The following is a 17,027-nucleotide window of genomic DNA, read 5'->3' as shown; positions in this document are numbered from 1 at the left end:
CTCTCCTGTTGTGTCCGCCTGGGCGGATCGGGTCAGACCCCGCAGATCGCACGCGCCTTCCGCAGATCGCCGTTGATGCGGGTGACCCCCGTGGTCAGCTGGGGCAGCTGTGCCGCCACCCCGTTCAGTTCCTGGTAGCGCTGGTGGCGCCGGGCGGGACCGCCCGAGACGACGCGGACGGCGGTCCCCGCGCCGACCACTCCGGCCACGCCCATGACCCCGACGACCACCAGCAGGCCGGTCAGGGTGCCGTCCGCCGACGCGAGCCCCATGACGATCCCGGCCGGGAGACCGAGCACCGCGAACCGGCAGACCCTCAGCGCGAGGACCAGCTTCTCCTGGATGTCGACCTTGCGCCGCAGCGCCTCGTGCCGGGCGCCGACCGTGCCGTGGCGGTCCTCCCAGTGCCTGCGCTGCTCTGCGAGCGCCCGCAGGGTGGGCAGCGCGCCGTAGACCACGGCCGCGCACCCGGCGTCGGCCGGTGCGGGGGCGTTCCGGACGCGGCCCCAGAGGATGTCGATCCACTCGCCCACGCCCCTGTCGCCGCCGTCGCCGGGCGGCACCAGCCGCTCCGGGTGCAGCAGGAACGCGAGGATCAGGGCGGCGCTGACGCTCACGCGCGCCGTGCGCCACCCCTCGAGCTCGGAGGTGAGCTGGTCGTGGAAGGCGTTGCCGGCGCGTTCGGCCTCGTCGAGCCGGTCCGCCAGCCGCGTCAGCTCCCCGGAGTCGTCCCCGTGGTGGGCGCCCAGGATCCTGAGCACACCGGGCCTGGCCAGAAGCACCATCTCGTTGGCCAGGGGCGCGCCGGTGAGGAGCGGGCGCGGGTCGGTGAACAGCTCCCCGAGCTCGGCCACGGTGGCGCCCCGGCCCCGGAAGACCGGCGGCAGGTCGGGGCGCAGCTGCGCGATGAACGAGGCGAGCGCCAGGTTGGCGTCGTTGTTGACGTGGCCGCGGAAGAGGGACCGGTCCAGGACGGTGTCGCCGAGGTCGTCGACGAGCCAGGCGCCCAGCGCGGCGCGCTGGGCGGGGTCCTGGAAGACCTGGACGGCGGAGCCCCAGTTCTGCTGCATGGCCTCCGCGAGGTCGCGGGGGTCGGTGAAGCGGACGCCGTGGAAGTGGTACGGCGGCACCCCGCCCTCACGGTACGTCGAGGGGGCGGGGAGGCCGGGCGCACCGGTCCGCGGTCCCGGGTGGAACGGCGGGGGGTACGGCGGCGGCGTGGGCGTGCCCGGCGCCGTGTAGGGCGGCGGGCCCCCGCGGACGCCGGAGGCGTGCCCCGGTGCGGGCGGCGCGTGGCCGACGGCGTGCGCACGCGCCGCGTCCGGCGCCGACCGGGTGTAGGCCCGGGTGGGGTCCACGGGGGCCTGCGGGGCCACCCTGGTGGGGTCGAACTGCGGGGGCGCGTCGCCGGCGATCCTGGTGCGCTCCACGCCGACGCGGGTGCCGCCGTCGGGCGCGGCCTCCGGGCGCCCGGTGGCGGGGAACGCCCCGTGGGCACCGGTACCGGGCGCGGGCCCGCCGTTCGCCGGGGCGGAGATCAGCCGGTTGAGGAGGGTCGCGGCGTCGGGGCGCCGGTCGGGGTCCTTGTCCAGGCAGGAGCGGACGATTCCGGCCAGCGGTTCGCCCAGGGGCCCCAGGTCGGGCTCCCCGCCCAGGATGCGGGCGATGCGCGAGGCCTGGGTGGGCCCGTGGAAGGCCTCCTTGCCCGTCGCGGCGTAGACCATCACCGACCCCCACGAGAAGATGTCCACGGCCGAGGTGAGCCGGGCCCCCTCCAGCTGCTCGGGCGCCATGTAGCCGATCGTCCCGACCACGCCGCTGGCGGTCACGGAGGTGGTCTCGACGGCACGGGCGATGCCGAAGTCGATCACCCGGGGACCGTCCGCGGCCAGCATGATGTTGTCCGGCTTCAGGTCGCGGTGCACGACACCGGCCGCGTGGATGGCCGCCAGCGCGGTCGCGGTGGAGATCGCCAGCCGGTGCAGTTCCACCCCGCTGCGGGGGCCGTCGTGGGCGACGGCGGCCTGGAGGGTGGGGCCGTCGATGAACTCGGTCGCGATCCACGGCTCCGCAGCCTCCGGATCGGCGTCCAGGATCGCCGCGATGCAGAAACCGCTCACCCTGCGGGCCTGCTCCACCTCGGCGGTGAAGCGGCGCCGCATCTCCGGGTCGCCCGCCCACGTGGCGTGCAGCACCTTGACGGCCGCACGGCTCCCGTCCGGGGCCTCCCCCAGGAACACCTCGCCGAAGCCCCCGCGCCCCAACGAGCGCACGAGGCGGTAGTGGCCGACGGTCCGGCCCGATGACCTTCCCGCCCCGGCGCCCCCGGCCTGGTTCTGGAGGTCGTCCACCGTCCAGCCCTCGATTCGTCGTCGTGCTTCCCCCTGGATGGCCCGAGACGGGCCCGTGGGAACTATAGCCAGGTTCCGGCTGTCCCGAATCCGGTCGCCGCCCTGTTCCGGGGCGTCGGCCCGGGGCGGCGGGAGCGCCCGGACGGCCGGCCCGCGGTGGGGCGGACGGGGTCAGCGGGACCTGACGTTGCGCGTGTGGTCGCCCCTCTGGATGCGTTCGACCAGGTCGTCGGTGAGGGTTCCGTACCCGGTGGCCGCCCACACGCTGTCGCTCGCGGGCACCTCGTAGTACGGGACCGTCCGGCCCTCGTGCTCGGCCGGCAGGACGACGGGGCGCACGCGTCCGCGGACGGCCTTGGCGCACTCCTCGCACAGGGGGACGCGGATGGTGCGGGTCCCGCCGAACTCGCGCCAGGCGGTCACCTTGGTGACGGTCCCGTGCAGGGGGTTGGCGTAGCAGTGGCGGCGCCGGACGGCGGACGCCCGCGATCCCCTGGCCGCGTTGTCGATGGCGTCCTCCGCCATGTCCAGGAGGACGAGCACGCCCACGGCGTCGGGCAGGGCGGCGTTGCCGTCCGACATCCTGTCGTGGACCGTGGCCGCGGCGGAGCGGGCGTCCAGGGCGGCGCGCAGGTGCTGCTGCGCCCTCTCCCCCGGGGCGCTGCCCGACTCCAGGCGGCTCAGGCGCTCGCCGACCTCGATGAGGTCCTGCCCGCCCTGCTCCACCAGGGCCTCCAGCTGCGCGCGCTCGGCGTTGGCGAACGCGGCGTGCTGGGCGATCGCGCGGGAGCGCCGCCTCCCCAGGCCCTGGGACGTGCGGCGGTACAGGGGGTAGGCGATCACCGCGACCAGGACCCCGCCGAGGAGCAGGGTGCCCGCCACCAGCCAGCCGCCCGCGGAGCCGGACGACCCGCCCCCTCCGGAGAAGGCGGGGCCCGACCCCCGGTCCGTCCCGCTGCGTTCCTCGTAGCCGGCCACGGCCCTGTCGTAGGCGCCCTCCGCGTCGCCCGACAGGGCGGTCTCCACCGCCACGTCCAGCTGGGCGAGCGCGGTTCCGTCGAAGTCGGTGGCGTAGGAGGCGGTGAGCGCGGAGTAGTGGGCGGTGGTACCGCCGCCGAAGTCCGTGCCGAAGACGTCGTCGTCCACGGCGAGGTAGGAGCCCGCCGGCGCGCCCCTGCGGTCGTGGACCACCGAGACCAGGGTCTCCACGTCGCCGTTCCAGGGGTCGGCCTCCACCAGGGGGACCGCGATCACGTACAGGTCCAGGTCGGACTCCGCGATGAGCCCGGCGATCCGCTCCTGCTCGGCCTCGGGGATGGCGTTGGCGTAGACCGGGTCGACGTACACGGGGAACTCGTCCAGGGCGTCGGCGATCTCCTGGGAGGGGTTCTCGGCGGGGGCCCCGTCCGCCGGGGCGTCGCTCCCGTTCTGGGCGAGGGCCCCGGACAGGGGGGCCGTGACCAGCCCCGCGCAGGCCAGGGCGGCCAGGAGCCGTGCCGCGTGCCGCGCGGTCGGGAACTCAGCGGGCATCGATCTCCTCCAGGAGTCTCTCGGCCATGCGTGCGGGGCGCTCGGCCCCGAAGTGGTGCCGGACCCACGCGCGGTCGTCCAACGACAGGTAGGACAGTCTCCCGCCCAGGCGGTCCCGGACGTGCAGGACCCTGGCGGCGCGCGCCGCCTCGTCCGCCCGCGCGCAGGACGCGCACATGGGCACGCTCCCCTCCGCCACGCGCGACCGCTGGGAGGACGTGGAGGGCCCGTGCAGCGGGTTGACCCTGCACGGGGCGCGGCCGACGTTTCCCCCGGGGTCCTCCAGTGCGGCCATGACCCGTCGCGAGACGACGACGGCGCCGACGTGGTCGAGGTCGTCCGGGTCGTGCTCCATGGCGATGAGCACCGCCTCCGCCTGCGGCATCAGCTCGCGGGGGATCTCGCCGGCCCGGTCCGAGTCCAACACCTTGCGGAGCGCTCCGCTCTCGCGCAGCGCCATCCGGCGCAGGGCCCGCGGACCGGTCGCGTGGTCCCGGAGGGGCCGGCGGACGAGCAGCCGTGTGAGGGCCACCGCGCCGACCAGGGCCAGGAAGGCCAGCGGGCCGAGGAGCACCACCCCCACGGGGAAGCCCCCGTCGAAGTAGCGTGGCACGCGCGGCCCGGGGGGCTCGATGCCGGAGTCCATGAAGTACGGCGTCCCGACGTACGCGCCCTCGCCCACCTCGACGCCCTCCAGCGCGTCGAGGGCGGCGTCCAGCGCCAGGGCCGGGCTCGGCTCCTCGATCTCGGAGGTGGCGCTCCACAGTTCGTAGGAGTCCACGGTCCCGAGGCCGACGGGGGACGCTGAGACGCGGACCCCCTCCTCCGCGTACCGGTGGCCGGCGACGAGGTAGACGGCGTCCTCGCCGCTGACGGAGGCCAGGGCGTGGGCCAGGACCTCGGGGTCGCCGCTGAACTCGTCGGCGGAGTCCATGGGCAGGACCAGCGCGCGCACCGGGACGGGGGCGTCGGCGAGGCGCTCGGCCGTCGCCGCCAGGCCGTCCAGGGGGAGCGGGGTGCGGGGGTCGACGTAGAGGGGCGCGGTGTTCTCCTCCAGTTCCCGGGCGATCTGCTCCACCCTGGCCGTGGACACCACGTAGGGCGGGGAGGAGAACGCCTCCTCCCGGGGGGAGAGGACCTCGGCGCCGCCCTCCGGGACGCTGACGACGTGGGCGAGCGGGGCGAGGGACACCGCCCCGGCCAGGACGACGGTCGCCGCGGCGGTGCCGGTGACGACCGCGACGCCGCCTGCGCCGAGCGTGCCCCGGCGCAGGCGGCGCCAGACGAGGTAGCCGCCCGCGCCGAGCACGAAGCCGCCGAGCGTCCCCGCGAGGAAGCCCGTGTTCCCGGGACCGTTGTGGCTGGTGGGGTCGAGGTCGTCGAGGAGGCCCCGCCACCCCTCGGCGAACCGGTCCCCCGCCGAGGGCGGCCCGTACCGGTCCGCGGCGCCTCCGGCCGCGGGGTCGGTCAGGGCCCGGACGAACCCCTCGGCGACCTGGTCGACGGGGGCGCCGTAGTCGAAGTCCGGGTCGGACAGCAGGGCGCTGCGCGCCTCGTCCACGGGCAGGGCGACGCCGTACGCGGCCACGTCGAACAGGGTGGAGTCGGGGCGCAGGTGGACGTAGACCCCGTCGGAGCCGAGCCGGTCGTGCAGGGCGGGCGGCATCGCGCCTCCCCACTCCGTCCCGGGACCGGGGAAGGGGCTGACGACGACGTGGTAGGGCTCGCCCAGCGTGTCGAAGGCCTCGCGCAGGTCGGCCTCGAGCTCCTCCGGGTCGTGGAGCCCGGACACGGCCTCGTCCACCACGACGGCGGCGCCCTCGGGCTCGTCGGCCATCAGGTCCGCGTAGTACTCGGCGGGGGTCACGCGCGTCTCGTACGCGGACGGCGCGTCCGGGGGCGCGGGTTCGGCCGCGGCGGGGGACGCCGTGAAAGGGAGCACCAGCAGGGCCGGGAGGGCGGCCAGGGCGGCCGGGAACCGGATGCGGGGGCGGGAGGGACCGGGCATGGGGGTGATCATATCGGGGAGTTTCGGTCATCCCCCTACTCCACCCGGCCCCCCTCCACCTCGCTCAGGAGGACCTCGACCATGCGGGCGGGGCCGTGCGCGCCGAACCGGTGGCGGATCCACGCCCGTTCGCCCTGGTCCAGGTACGAGCGCCACACCCCGTCCGGGCCCCGCAGTTCCAGCCGCCGGAGCACCCGGCGGTCGTCGGGGAGGGCGGCGCACCCCTCGCAGAGCGACGTCCGCTCGGCTCGCACCCCGCGCTCCCGCCGCTTGCGGCCCGGCGGGGCGGGGGCGCTTGCGGTGCCCGGGCCGTGCAGGGGGTTGTTCCGGCACGGGGCCCCGTGGACGGGGGCTCCGGGGTCGGCCAGGGCGGCGCGGGCACGGCGCACCAGGACGAGCACACCGACGAGGTCGAGGGCGTCCGGGGACCCCTCCATCACCATGAGCGCCGCCTCGGCCTGGGGCATCAGCCCGTCCGGCAGTGTGCGGCCCTCGGAGAGCTCCCCGGCCAGGGCCGCCGCCTCCCGCTCCGCGAGCGGACGCAGGGTCGCGGCGCCGACCCTGCCCCCCGCGGAGGCTCCGGGACGCCTCACCAGTGCGACCGCTCCCCAGACGGCTCCCGCGACGAGCGCGCCGACCACCGGTCCCACGAGCAGGAGGGCGAGGAGGAAGCTCTCGGTGAAGCGCGGAAGACGGGGTTCCAGGGGGGTGGAGTAGATCGTGGGAGGGGCGGGCGCCGCGTCGGCGTCGGCGGGGTGGCGCCCGACCTCCCGCAGGACCGCGTCCAGGGCCGCGGCCGGGTCGGCGGCCTCCTCGTCACGGACCTCCTCGAGGAGGGAGTGCCCGTCGACGGGCACTCCGAAGGCCAGCAGGTCCACGGACACCGCCTCGAGGTCGTGGGTGACCACGGCGTAGACGCCGTCCTCGCCCAGCACGTGGTGCCAGGCGTGCAGGAACACGTGCGGGTCGCCGGCGGACTCGTCGCTCCCGGCCATCGGCAGCACGACCGCGCGCACGGGCGCGGGCGCCTCCTCCAGCCGCGCCGCGACCTCCGCCAGGCCCTCGCGCGGGAGGGGAGTGAGGGGGTCGACGTAGAGGCGCTCCTCCCCCATCTGCCCGACCACGCGCTCGACCCGCGCCGTGGAGGCCACGTACGGCGGCTCGGCGCGGACCTCCTCCAGGGGGTCGGGCAGCTCCTGGGGGCCCGGGGGCGCCCCGGTCAGGTGCGCCAGGGACCAGGCCACCGCCGCGGCGGACGGCACGAGCGTCGCGACGGCGGCCGACAGCACCGTCGACCGCACGCCCGCGCCCCGCCGCACCCGCACGACCGCCCACACCGCGCCCACTGTGACCAGCGCCCCGACGGGGGCGCCGACGATCAGGCCCAGGTTCTCCGGACCGACCGACCGCGACGGGTCGAGGTCCTCCACGAACTCCTCCCAGCCCGAGGGCGTGTCCTCACCCGCCTCCCGGGCGGCGGCCACCGCGTCGCTCCTGCGCAGGAGGTCGTCCTCGGAGGCGGTGAGCGCCTCGGCGAAGGCGGCACCCACCTCCCCGAGCGGGGCCCCGTACTCCAGTTCCCCGCGGGTCACCTGCTCCGCCAGGTCCACCGGGAGGTCCGCGCCGTAGGCCCGCACCCCGGCGATCCCGCTGTCGGGGCGCAGGTGGACGTAGATCCCGTCGGCGCCGACCCGGTCGTGCAGGGCCGCCAGCATGTCCGGGGCCCACAGGGACGCCAGGGACTCCGGGAACGGGCTCGCGACGACGTGGTACGGCACGCCCACCGCGCCGAAGGAGCGGTGGAGTCCGGCCTCCAGCTCGGCGGGGTCGTACTCGCCCGCCAGCGCGTCGTCCACGACCACCGCCGCCCCCTCGGGCATGTCCGCCATCAGGGCGGCGTAGTGCTCGGCAGGGGTGACGTGGGTCTCGTACGACGCGGGCTCCGGCGCGGCGTGGGCGGGGGCGCCCGTCGCGGCGAGGGCGGCGAGCACGGCCGGGACGAGGAGGAACCGGGGGCGGAGGAGCCGGGGGAGGGCGGGCATGCGGGGAGCATACCTGGAGGTTTCGGTCGGCCCCCTCTCCGGAACGGAGCCGGGGGCGGGGACGCGTCCGAGGCCCCCGTACCGCTCGCGGGCGGTGCGGGGGCCTCGGACGTCCCGCTTCCCGGGCCGGAGCCCGGGGCCTGCGGTCAGGCCGTGGACCGGGTGGGCTCCACGAAGGCCTTGAAGCGCTTCATGTCACCCTTGGCACGGGCCTTGACGAGCCCCAGCTTGTCACCGAGCTGCTCCACGGCGCCCTCCGGGACGGTCTTCAGCTGGAGGGTGATCCGGGTGCTCGTGTCCGAGAGGTGGTGGAAGGTCACCACGCCCGCGTGGGTCACGCCGTCGACGGTCTTCCAGGCGATCCGCTCCCCCGGGATCTGCTCGGTGACCACGGCGTCGAACTCGCGCCGCTGGCCGGCGATCTCGATGGTCCAGCGCATGGTGGTGTCACCGGTGCGCACGACCTGGGTCACGCCCTCCATGAAGGAGGGGAACTCCTCGAACCTCGTCCACTGGGCGTAGGCCGCAGTCACCGGGACGTCGACCTCTACCGTCTCCACGATGTCCGACATTGATCGACTCCTTCGCAATAGATTGCGTTTCGTCCTCACCGGGGCCGCTACCCGGCTCCCGGCGTCGCAATCAGGGGATCCGCCCCCGCGGGGCCGCCGGACCACGCGCCCGAAACCCCCCGGGGGAACCGTGGGAACCGCTGTGACCTGGGAGGACGTGGAGAGGGCCGACCTCCGGGGAAAAGTCGTGAAACGGGTCACCGCACTCCGTGTCGGGGTCCCGCCGCACGCGGACGGGGCCGCCACCGTCGGTCGGACGGTGGCGGCCCCGTGGAACCGCGCTGCGCGCCTGGTGGGCGCCGGCGGAGCCCTGTGCGCCGGTCCCTACTTGGCGATCAGCTGGCGGAGCACGTACTGCAGGATGCCGCCGTTGCGGTAGTAGTCGGCCTCGCCGGGGGTGTCGATCCGCAGGACGGCGTCGAACTCCACCCCGGTGTCGGTGCTGACCCTGACCGTGCTCGGCACGCGTCCCTCGTTCAGCTCGGTCACGCCGGTGACCGAGAAGGTCTCCTCACCGGTCAGGCCGAGGGAGTCCGCGGACTGCCCCTCCGGGAACTGGAGGGGCAGGACACCCATGCCGATCAGGTTGGAGCGGTGGATGCGCTCGTAGGACTCGGTGATGACCGCGCGGACGCCCAGCAGGCTGGTGCCCTTGGCCGCCCAGTCGCGGGACGAGCCGGAGCCGTACTCCTTGCCGCCCAGGACGACCAGCGGGGTGCCCTGCGCCGCGTAGTTCTGCGCGGCGTCGTAGATGAACGACACCGGGCCGTCGGGCTGGGTGAAGTCGCGGGTGTAGCCGCCCTCCGTGCCCGGCGCGATCTGGTTGCGCAGGCGGATGTTGGCGAACGTGCCGCGGATCATCACCTCGTGGTTGCCGCGGCGGGAGCCGTAGGAGTTGAAGTCGCGGCGCTCCACACCGTTGGACTTCAGGTACTCGGCCGCCGGGGTGCCCGGCTTGATGGCGCCGGCCGGGGAGATGTGGTCGGTGGTGACCGAGTCCCCCAGCTTGGCCAGCACGCGGGCGCCGGAGATGTCGGTGACCGGGGACGGGGTGGTGTCCATGCCGTCGAAGTACGGGGGCTTGCGCACGTACGTCGACTCGGCCTCCCACTCGAAGGTGTTGCCGGTCGGCGTGGGCAGCGAGCGCCAGCGGTCGTCGCCCGCGAACACGTCCGAGTACGCGGACTCGTACATGTCGGAGGCGATCGCGGAGTCCATGACCTCCTGGATCTCCTCGGCGGTCGGCCACACGTCGGCCAGGTAGACCGGCTCGCCGTCCTTGCCGATGCCCAGGGGCTCGGTGGTGATGTCCACGTCGAGCGAACCGGCCAGGGCGTAGGCGACCACCAGCGGCGGCGACGCCAGGTAGTTCATCTTGACGTCCGGGTTGATCCGGCCCTCGAAGTTGCGGTTGCCCGACAGGACCGCGGAGACCGCGAGGTCGTTGTCCTGGACCGCCTGGGAGATCTCCTCCGGCAGCGGGCCGGAGTTGCCGATGCAGGTGGTGCAGCCGTAGCCGACCAGGTTGAAGCCCAGCTTGTCCAGGTACGGGGTCAGGCCGGAGCGCTCGTAGTAGTCGGTGACGACCTTGGAGCCCGGGGCCATGGAGGTCTTCACCCACGGCTTGCGGGACAGGCCCTTCTCCACCGCCTTCTTGGCCAGCAGGGCGGCGCCCAGCATGACCGAGGGGTTGGAGGTGTTGGTGCACGAGGTGATCGCGGCGATCACGACGGCGCCGTGGTCGATCTCGGTCTCGGTGCCGTCGGCCATGGTGACCTTGACGGACTTGTGCGGGCGGGCGCCGTTGGCGGTCTGGGCCGGGGCGTCGGAGGCCGGGAAGGACTCCTCGCCCGCCTCGTCGGCGTCGTCCTGGACGTAGTCGCGGATGTCGTGGCGCCAGGTGTTCTTGGCCTCGGACAGCGCGATGCGGTCCTGCGGGCGCTTGGGGCCGGCGATGGACGGGACGACGTCGCCGAGGTCGAGCTCCAGGTACTCGGAGAACTCGGGCTCGACGGACGGGTCGTGCCAGAAGCCGTTGGCCTTGGCGTAGGCCTCGGTCAGGGCGACCTGCTGCTCGGAGCGGCCGGTCAGGCGCATGTAGCGGATGGTCTCGTCGTCGACCGGGAAGATCGCGGCGGTGGAGCCGAACTCCGGGCTCATGTTGCCGATGGTGGCGCGGTTGGCCAGCGGCACCGACGCGACGCCGTCGCCGTAGAACTCGACGAACTTGCCGACCACGCCGTGCCGGCGCAGCTGCTCGGTGATGGTGAGCACGAGGTCGGTGGCGGTGGTGCCGGGCTTGAGCTGGCCCGTGAGCTTGAAGCCGACCACGCGCGGGATGAGCATGGAGATCGGCTGGCCGAGCATGGCGGCCTCGGCCTCGATGCCGCCCACGCCCCAGCCCAAGATGCCCAGGCCGTTCTGCATGGTGGTGTGGGAGTCCGTGCCCACACAGGTGTCGGGGTAGGCCTGGCCGTTCCGGCTCATCGTGACGCGGGCCAGGTGCTCGATGTTGGCCTGGTGCACGATGCCGGTGCCGGGCGGGACGACCTTGAACTCGTCGAAGGCGGTCTGGCCCCAGCGCAGGAACTTGTAGCGCTCGTAGTTGCGCTCGTACTCGATCTCGACGTTGCGCTCGAAGGCGTCGGGGCGGCCGAAGAGGTCGACGACGACGGAGTGGTCGATCACGAGCTCGGCGGGAGCGAGCGGGTTGATCTTGTCCGGGTCGCCGCCCAGGTCGCGGACGGCCTCGCGCATGGTGGCGAGGTCGACGACGCAGGGGACGCCGGTGAAGTCCTGCATGATCACCCGCGCGGGGGTGAACTGGATCTCCTGGCTGGGCTGCGCCTTGGCGTCCCAGCTGCCGAGGGCCCGGATGTGCTCGGCGGTGACGTTGGCACCGTCCTCGGTGCGCAGGAGGTTCTCCAGCAGCACCTTCAGGCTGTAGGGAAGCCGCTTGGAGCCCTCCACGGCCTCCAGACGGAAGATCTCGTACGACTCGTCGCCAACGCGCAACGTGTCACGGGCGCCGAAGCTGTTCGTGGACACGGTGTCTGCCTCCTGATCTCGCCACTTTGTCCCCAGCATCCTGCCTCATCAGACGGGTGCGGGACCTGTTGAGGCCGCCCTGGCCGGATGGCCGGGAGCGGAGGACCGCGGGGGTGACCTCCGTTGTCCCCGACCTCCATCATGACCGCTGTGACCTGTGACGACACCACTCGCCACCGGCCAGGCGGCCCACTGGCCACGGGCGCCCACGATGTTCTGGACCGGACGCCGCCGAGCGGTCTACATCACACGCCGGCGCTCGCGTCCGAAACCTGGTGCGGGTCGGGGGGACCCCCGCTGTTATCTTGATGTCAAGGTATCCAACTTGTATCTCGATATCAAGTTATCGGGTGCGGGCCCGGGGCGGGCGGCCACCCCCCGGCAAGCCCCATCCTCTCAGTCCAGTTGCGGCACCACCTGCGACGCGACCAGCTCCAGGTGGTCCAGGTCGGCCATGTCGAGCACCTGGAGGTACATCCGCTCGGCGCCGGCCTCGCCGAAGCGGCCGATCCGATCGACCAGCTCGTCGGGCGATCCCGCCAGGCCGTTCTCCCGGAGTTCGGGGACCTCGCGGCCGATCCGCTCGGCGCGGCGCGCGACCTCCGCCTCGTCGCGGCCCGCGCACAGCACCTGCGCGGCCGAGTACGCCATCGGGGCGGTCCTCCCGGAGGCGCGCACCGCCGCACGGGTCCGCTCGAAGGCCGCGGAGGTGTCCTCCAGCGACGAGAACGGCACGTTGTACTCGTCGGCGTGCTTGGCCGCCAGGCGCGGCGTGCGCTTGGGTCCGGTCCCGCCGATCAGCACCGGGGGCCGCGGCCCCTGCTGCGGCTTGGGCAGGGCGGGCCCCTCCGCCAGCCGGTAGTGCTTGCCCTCGTAGCGGAAGGACTCGCCCGCAGGCGTCGACCACAGGCCGGTGATGATGTCCAGCTGCTCCTCGTAGCGGTCGAAGCGCTCGCGGCCGGAGGCGGGGAAGGGGATCCCGTAGACCGCGTGCTCCTCCTCGAACCAGCCCGCGCCGAAGCCGAACTCCACGCGGCCGCCGCTCATGCGGTCGACCTGGGCGACGGTGATGGCGAGGGGGCCGGGGTAGCGGAAGGTCGCCGCGGTCATGAGGGTGCCCAGGCGGATGCGGGAGGTGTCGCGGGCCAGTCCCGCCAGGGTGATCCAGGCGTCGGTGGGCCCGGGGAGGCCGCTGACGTGGTCACCCATGTGCAGATAGTGATCGGAACGGAACAGAGCGTCGAAGCCAAGGTCCTCGGCTGCCTTGGCGACGGCGAGCTGATCCTCGTAGGTGGCCCCCTGTTGGGGCTCAAGGAAGATCCTCAGGCGCATACGCCCCATTTTCTCCCACTGCGGGGACCAGACCGAAGCCGCCGCGCGGGTACCGTCGAAAAGGCGCCCCGGGCCCGCCCCGCACCGCCGAACCGATCCGCCCACCCGACGCGATAGCCCTCGATGTGAAGCTGCTCCGCCGCGCGCGCCGCCGCGCCCCCTCCTACGGCCCGGAGAGCACCGACCCGGTGCTCCTGGCGGCCATCGCCGTCGGCGAGACCGAGGCCCTGGAGATCCTGCACCGCAGACACGCGCCCTGGCTCCGCGCACGTCTGCGCTACCGCTGCTCCGACACCGACCAGCTCGACGCCGCGCTCCAGGAGACCTTCCTCGCCGTGTGGAGGAACGCGGGCTCGTTCACGCCCCGTCCCGGCGACACCGACGCCGGGGCCTGGCTGTGGACCATCGCGATCCGACAGCTCATCTCCCAGCTGCGCAAACGGGCCAACCGCTGGATCTCGGACAGCGACACCGAGCCCTACGAGACCATCGGCGACGCCTCCGCCGAGGACACCGTGCTGCTCAACATCGAGCACGGTCCGCTGGGCGCGGCCCTGCACTCCCTCTCCCCCGAGCTGCGCTCGGCCATCCAGGCCACCGTGCTCGACGGGCTCACCGTCCGTGAGGCCGCGCAGATCCTCCAGATCCCCGAGGGAACCGTCAAGACACGGGTCATGCGCGCCAAGGCGCGCCTACGGGAGGCACTGACATGAGCTGGCACCTGACCCCTGCCCAAGCACACGAGTACGCGAGCCACCGGGCCGACGACGTCACGGCCATGTCCGTGGAGGCCCACATCATGCACTGCGCGCCCTGCCGGGACCTGCTCCCCGGCGACGAGGACTGGCTCGCCGAGAGCTGGGCGGGGCTGCGCGACGTCGTGGACCGCCCCCGGCGCGGCGTGGTCGAGACGCTGCTGGCCTCCCTGGGGCTGCGGGAGGGCACCGCCAAGCTGCTGGCCGCGACGCCCGGCCTGTACCGGGCCTGGCTCCTGGCGTCGGTCGTGGTCCTGGTAGCCGCCCTCTTCGCCGCGCACCACCTTCCGCGCGGTTCGCTGGTCTTCACCTTCACCGCCCCGATCGTGCCCCTGGTGGGCGTCGCCCTGGCGTACGGGCGCGGGGTGGACCCGGCCCACGCGCTGACCTCCGTCACCCCGATGGCGGGCCAGCGGCTCCTGTTCCTGCGCACCTGCGCGGTGCTCGTGCCCTCCCTGGCCCTGTGCGCCGCGGTCGCGCTGATGCTGCCCTCGGCCTCCACCCCGTGGACCGCGGCGTTCTGGCTCCTGCCGTCCCTGACGCTCGTCGCGGGATCCCTCGTGCTCAGCCACTGGCTGCACCTGAGCGCCGCCAGCGCGGTCGTCGGGCTGGCGTGGCTGATCGCGCTGGCCTCCATGGTCGTGTCCGAGCACTCGACGCCGCTCCAGCTGCTCGCCCCCCAGGCCCAGGCGTGGTGGGCGACGGCGCTGGCGGCCCTGCTGGGTGCGATCCTGGTGCGTGTGAGGACGGCATGAGCGCGGAGACCGCGGGAACCGGGACGGGGGGCGCCGCGCCCTCCCCCTCCGGCGCGCCCTCCGTCCGGATCCGGGGCCTGGTCCGCCGGTACGGCGCCCGCACCGCCCTGGACGGCGTGGACCTGGACCTGGGCCCCGGGGTGACCGGCCTGCTCGGCCGCAACGGGGCGGGCAAGACCACACTGCTGCGGTGCCTGGCCACGGACCTGGAGGCCTCCCGGGGCGAGGTCAGCGTGCTCGGGCGCAACCCCGAGCGGGCCGCCGAGCGCACCGAGATCCGGCGCCGCCTCGGCTACCTGCCGCAGAACCCCGAGTTCTACCCCTACTTCACCGCGTTCGGGCTGCTGGACTACATGGCGGTGCTCAAGGAGCTCGGCGGGCGCCGGGCACGCCACGAGGAGGTGCGGCGCGGCCTGCGGCGGGTCGGCCTCTACGACCGCCGCCACAGCCGCGTCCGGCGCCTCTCGGGCGGAATGCGCCAGCGGCTCGGCCTGGCCGCGGCCCTGCTCGGCGATCCGGAGCTCCTCCTGCTGGACGAACCGACCATCGGCCTGGACCCGGAGCAGCGCATCCGGTTCCGCGGCCTGGTGTCGGAGCTCGCGGTGCACAGCACCGTGGTGCTGTCCACCCACCAGATCGAGGACGTGGCGGCCCTGTGCCAGCGCGTGCTCTGCCTGGACGGGGGGAGGATCATCTTCGACGGCACCCCGGGGCAGCTGGTGGACCGCGCCCGCGGCCACGTCTGGGAGAGGTCCGGGCACCCGGGCGAGGGGCACACGGCCTGGCGCCTGGCCGACGGCCGGTACCGGGTGCTCACCGTGGCGGGATCCGGTCGCGGCCCTTCGCCCGCGGGTGCGCCCGGGGGGCCCGGCGACGGCGGGCTCGTCCCGGTCGAGCCCACCCTGGAGGACGCCTACCTGCTGCTGACCGGCGTGGACCGGGACCTCGGGCTGGAGCAGTGCGCACGATGAGCGGAGCCGTCACCGGCCGCGGCGGGGAGGGGCCCGGCGGCGGTCCCCCCGGCGCGGGGCCCGGGAGGCCCCGGACCGCGGCCGCGGGGTCCCGGGGCGCCGGGCCCCTCACCGGAAGCGCCCTCACCTTCGGGCGGCTGTCATGGTTCACGGCGCTGCGGCTGCTCGTCAGCCCGTTCCTCCTCGCCGCCGGGGCCCTTGCGGTGCTCATGACCCTCTCGACCGCGAACCAGCCCCTCGTGCACACCAGGGCCGACCTGTACGAGAGCGCCGTGACGTCGGCGCTGATCGTGGCCCTGGGCCTGTTCGCCGCTGTGACCTTCCCCGCCATCCGCGAGGTCCGCTACGGACGGAGCCCCGTCGGCCCGCTGGGTCGGGCGGGCCGCTTCCTGGCGGTGGGCGCGGGCGCCGCGCTGGTCGGCTGGGCGTGCGTGGCGGCGCTCCTGGCGCTGGACGCGTGGCAGTACGCGGGACCGGTGCCGGGCCTGGTGCACCCGCTGTCCCACCTGACGCCGTTCGTCGTGGTGCTGGTCGGCCCGGCGGGGGCGATGGCGCTCGTCGCCTGGACCCGGTCGTACACCCCGCTCCTGCTGATCGCACTGGTCGTGCCCACCTACGGCCTGTACACGATCACGGCCTTCGACACGGCCCAGAGCGTGGACAGGGTCGTCGCCCGGGTGCAGTCGCTGACCCTCATGGCCCTCGACCCGTTCCCGGTGTACTCCCCCGGCGTCTCCGTCCTGGTCCAGCTGTACGCGGCCTACCTGGGGCTGACCGTCCTGGGGCTGGTGGCGCTGGGCCTGGCCGCGACGGGGCGGAGGGCGTCCCGGGCGGCGGCCCTGGGCACGGCCCTCGTGCTGCTGGCCGGCGCCAGCGGCACCGCAGCCCACGGGGCCACCGCCTACACCTGGGGGGTCCCCGTGTCGGACCGCCTCCTGTACGGCGCCGACACCGTCTCCTGCCGGACACGGGAGGGGGTCACCTACTGCCCCATGCCCGGATACGAGCCGTGGGTGGAGCAATGGCACGAGGTCCTCGGCCCCGTGCTGTCGGCCCTGCCGGAGGCCGCGGCCGACGACATACCGGTGGTGTGGCAGGACAGCACGCGCTTCGACCGCGACCCGGCCGGCCTCCCCCCGTCCAGGGTGGTGGTCTACGACATGCGCTTCACCGACGGGCCGTGGTGGCGCCTGGACCTCCTGGACGGGACCGCCCGCGCCGTCTTCGGCCTCGCCCCCCTCTGGGAGTCGATGTGCCGGGCCGACGGGCAGTCGCGCCTGCTCCTGGGCGCGTGGATGGCGGGGCTGGACCCGCAGTCCGGTGACGGCGACCGGCGGAGCAGGAGCGGGGTGTTCCTGGGGGAGTACTCCCCCTCCCAGCAGGACCTCGAAGTGCTGCACGCCCTCCTGGAACTGCCCGAGGAACGGGTGTTCGAGGTCCTCCGGGACCACTGGGAGGAGCTCTCCTCGCCCCGCGGCCGCACGGAGGAGCTGGCGGGCCTCCTGGGCATCCCGCTGCGCGGTTCCCCGCACGAGAGCCCGGCGCCGCGCGACTGGGACAAGTTGTTCTCCGGGACGGACATGGCCTACCACGCGAGTCCGGCCTCCGGGACCGTGTGCGCGTGAGCGGCGCCCGACGGGCGCACGCGCCGCCGTCGAACCCG

The 17,027-nt window shown here is 74.3% G+C and carries 11 protein-coding genes; 4 read left to right on the top strand and 7 right to left on the bottom strand.

Annotated features, from left to right (window positions below; all coding sequences use genetic code 11):
• Positions 1 to 32: 32 nt before the first annotated feature.
• The 7 genes from ACFQBR_RS25585 to ACFQBR_RS25555 form a co-directional block, all read right to left on the bottom strand.
• A complete protein-coding gene (locus ACFQBR_RS25585; RefSeq protein ID WP_352985127.1) occupies positions 33 to 2,351 on the bottom strand; it encodes a serine/threonine protein kinase in 2,319 nt (772 codons plus the stop codon).
• A gap of 171 nt (positions 2,352 to 2,522) precedes the next feature.
• Positions 2,523 to 3,881, bottom strand: coding sequence for a hypothetical protein (locus ACFQBR_RS25580; RefSeq protein WP_344183949.1), 1,359 nt, complete (start codon positions 3,879 to 3,881; stop codon positions 2,523 to 2,525).
• A complete protein-coding gene (locus tag ACFQBR_RS25575; protein WP_344183948.1) occupies positions 3,871 to 5,889 on the bottom strand; it encodes a hypothetical protein in 2,019 nt (672 codons plus the stop codon). Before ACFQBR_RS25575 ends, ACFQBR_RS25580 begins: the two co-directional genes overlap by 11 nt.
• Positions 5,890 to 5,924: 35 nt before the next feature.
• Positions 5,925 to 7,931 (bottom strand): hypothetical protein, encoded by a 2,007-nt coding sequence (locus tag ACFQBR_RS25570; RefSeq protein ID WP_344183947.1) that lies wholly within the window; start codon positions 7,929 to 7,931, stop codon positions 5,925 to 5,927.
• Between the two features lie 146 nt (positions 7,932 to 8,077).
• On the bottom strand, positions 8,078 to 8,503 hold the full coding sequence (locus tag ACFQBR_RS25565; protein WP_267949152.1) for an SRPBCC family protein: 426 nt from the start codon (positions 8,501 to 8,503) through the stop codon (positions 8,078 to 8,080).
• A 324-nt stretch (positions 8,504 to 8,827) separates the two neighbouring features.
• Positions 8,828 to 11,551: an aconitate hydratase AcnA gene (gene acnA, locus ACFQBR_RS25560; protein WP_344183946.1), complete on the bottom strand. Its 2,724-nt coding sequence runs from the start codon at positions 11,549 to 11,551 to the stop codon at positions 8,828 to 8,830.
• 396 nt (positions 11,552 to 11,947) lie between these two features.
• Positions 11,948 to 12,883 carry an LLM class F420-dependent oxidoreductase gene (locus ACFQBR_RS25555; protein WP_344183945.1) on the bottom strand — a complete coding sequence of 312 codons (936 nt, stop codon included), beginning with the start codon at positions 12,881 to 12,883 and terminating at the stop codon, positions 11,948 to 11,950.
• Between the two features lie 125 nt (positions 12,884 to 13,008).
• Between ACFQBR_RS25555 and ACFQBR_RS25550 the strand changes: the two genes are divergently transcribed.
• Genes ACFQBR_RS25550 through ACFQBR_RS25535 form a run of 4 tightly spaced genes read left to right on the top strand, consistent with a single transcriptional unit; the run spans position 13,009 to position 16,989 of the window.
• Positions 13,009 to 13,596, top strand: coding sequence for an RNA polymerase sigma factor (locus ACFQBR_RS25550; RefSeq protein ID WP_267949149.1), 588 nt, complete (start codon positions 13,009 to 13,011; stop codon positions 13,594 to 13,596).
• Positions 13,593 to 14,393, top strand: coding sequence for a zf-HC2 domain-containing protein (locus ACFQBR_RS25545; RefSeq protein WP_267949148.1), 801 nt, complete (start codon positions 13,593 to 13,595; stop codon positions 14,391 to 14,393). The genes ACFQBR_RS25550 and ACFQBR_RS25545 overlap by 4 nt, the downstream gene beginning before the upstream one ends.
• Positions 14,390 to 15,364 carry an ATP-binding cassette domain-containing protein gene (locus tag ACFQBR_RS25540; RefSeq protein WP_344183944.1) on the top strand — a complete coding sequence of 325 codons (975 nt, stop codon included), beginning with the start codon at positions 14,390 to 14,392 and terminating at the stop codon, positions 15,362 to 15,364. The genes ACFQBR_RS25545 and ACFQBR_RS25540 overlap by 4 nt, the downstream gene beginning before the upstream one ends.
• Entirely contained in the window at positions 15,361 to 16,989 is a 1,629-nt protein-coding gene (locus ACFQBR_RS25535; RefSeq protein WP_344183943.1) for a hypothetical protein, read from the top strand. Before ACFQBR_RS25540 ends, ACFQBR_RS25535 begins: the two co-directional genes overlap by 4 nt.
• Positions 16,990 to 17,027: the final 38 nt, after the last annotated feature.

The organism is Nocardiopsis tropica (genome assembly GCF_042660575.1).
GTDB classification, from domain to species: Bacteria; Actinomycetota; Actinomycetes; order Streptosporangiales; family Streptosporangiaceae; genus Nocardiopsis; species Nocardiopsis tropica.
This window is presented reverse-complemented; position numbering and strand designations above follow the sequence as displayed.

What these genes read in the sequence shown, in the direction of transcription:
- ACFQBR_RS25580 (WP_344183949.1), bottom strand. Translation starts at nt 3,881, where the DNA reads ATGCCCGCTGAGTTCCCGACCGCGCGGCACGCGGCACGGCTCCTGGCC.
- ACFQBR_RS25575 (WP_344183948.1), bottom strand. Translation starts at nt 5,889, where the DNA reads ATGCCCGGTCCCTCCCGCCCCCGCATCCGGTTCCCGGCCGCCCTGGCC.
- ACFQBR_RS25570 (WP_344183947.1), bottom strand. Translation starts at nt 7,931, where the DNA reads ATGCCCGCCCTCCCCCGGCTCCTCCGCCCCCGGTTCCTCCTCGTCCCG.
- ACFQBR_RS25565 (WP_267949152.1), bottom strand. Translation starts at nt 8,503, where the DNA reads ATGTCGGACATCGTGGAGACGGTAGAGGTCGACGTCCCGGTGACTGCG.
- ACFQBR_RS25555 (WP_344183945.1), bottom strand. Translation starts at nt 12,883, where the DNA reads ATGCGCCTGAGGATCTTCCTTGAGCCCCAACAGGGGGCCACCTACGAG.
- ACFQBR_RS25545 (WP_267949148.1), top strand. Translation starts at nt 13,593, where the DNA reads ATGAGCTGGCACCTGACCCCTGCCCAAGCACACGAGTACGCGAGCCAC.
- ACFQBR_RS25540 (WP_344183944.1), top strand. Translation starts at nt 14,390, where the DNA reads ATGAGCGCGGAGACCGCGGGAACCGGGACGGGGGGCGCCGCGCCCTCC.
- ACFQBR_RS25535 (WP_344183943.1), top strand. Translation starts at nt 15,361, where the DNA reads ATGAGCGGAGCCGTCACCGGCCGCGGCGGGGAGGGGCCCGGCGGCGGT.